We start from the raw sequence: 1,193 nt of genomic DNA, 5'->3' as shown, positions 1-1,193 counted from the left end.
GTCGCGACGGAACCCACCGCGGTCATCGCGCCGGTCGTCACGGGGACGATCCTCACGGGGACGGTCGTAGCGCGGCCGGTCGTCACGACGGAACCCACCACGGTCATCGCGCCGGTCGTCACGGGGACGATCCTCACGGGGACGGTCGTAGCGCGGCCGGTCGTCACGACGGAACCCACCACGGTCGTCCCGCCGGTCGTCACGGGGACGATCCTCACGGGGACGGTCGTACCGCGGCCGGTCGTCACGACGGAACCCACCACGGTCATCGCGCGGCCGGTCCACACGCGGCCTGTCCTCACGCGGCCTGTCCTCACGGGGACGGTCGTCACGACGGAAGCCACCGCGGTCGTCGCGCCGGAACCCACCACGGTCATCGCGCGGCCGGTCCACACGCGGCCTGTCCTCGCGGGGACGGTCATAGCGCGGCCGGTCGTCACGGGGACGATCCTCACGGGGACGGTCGTACCGCGGGCGATCGTCGCGACGGGGCCCACCGCGGTCATCGCGCCGGTCATCACGCGGCCGGTCGTCGCGACGGGGCCCACCGCGGTCGTCACGCCGGTCATCACGACCCCGGTCCTCGGACCGCCCACGCGGCCGGTCGTCGCGGCGGTAACCGCCGCCGGCCCGGTCGCCTTCGCGCCGGGGGCCGCCGCTGCGGTATCCACCCCGGTCGCCGCCCTGGCGCGGAGCGCGCCGCTCAGGCCGATCAGGCCGTTCCTCGGGCGAGTTGGACATCGACGTGACTCCTGTCGTTTGTGCTGCCGTAGTGCCAGTCTCTCGTACCAGTTCGCGAACTGGGCACCACGCTAAAAAACAAAAGGACCCCCGGTCCCAGCGCTTTGGCCAGGACCGAGGGTCCACAAAGATTGTTCGGCGGCGTCCTACTCTCCCACAGGGTCCCCCCTGCAGTACCATCGGCGCTGAAAGGCTTAGCTTCCGGGTTCGAAATGTAACCGGGCGTTTCCCTAACGCTATGACCACCGAAACACCATCGGGTGTTAGGCGAACAAGCACACTTTTCAGTTAAGTGACTGGTTCAACCGGTGCGACCGTTCGCAACCCGGGAACCAAACAGTGGACGCGAGCATCTGAGGACAAGCCCTCGGCTTATTAGTACCGGTCAGCTCCACCCATTACTGGGCTTCCACATCCGGCCTATCAACCCAGTCGTCTACTGGGAGCCTTAA

The 1,193-nt window shown here is 68.2% G+C and carries 2 rRNA genes and 1 pseudogene; all 3 read right to left on the bottom strand.

The window, feature by feature from the left end:
• Positions 1-569: pseudogene (locus ACFYYN_RS28155) on the bottom strand (hypothetical protein); the annotation flags it as partial.
• 305 nt (positions 570-874) lie between these two features.
• A 5S ribosomal RNA gene (gene rrf, locus ACFYYN_RS28150) occupies positions 875-991 on the bottom strand.
• A 105-nt stretch (positions 992-1,096) separates the two neighbouring features.
• A 23S ribosomal RNA gene (locus ACFYYN_RS28145) occupies positions 1,097-1,193 on the bottom strand; the annotation flags it as partial.

Origin of the sequence: Streptomyces sp. NPDC001902, assembly GCF_042891295.1 — a bacterium.
Taxonomy (GTDB): domain Bacteria; phylum Actinomycetota; class Actinomycetes; order Streptomycetales; family Streptomycetaceae; genus Actinacidiphila.
The sequence above is the reverse complement of the archived record's forward strand: the minus strand, read 5'-3'. Positions and strand labels throughout refer to the sequence as shown.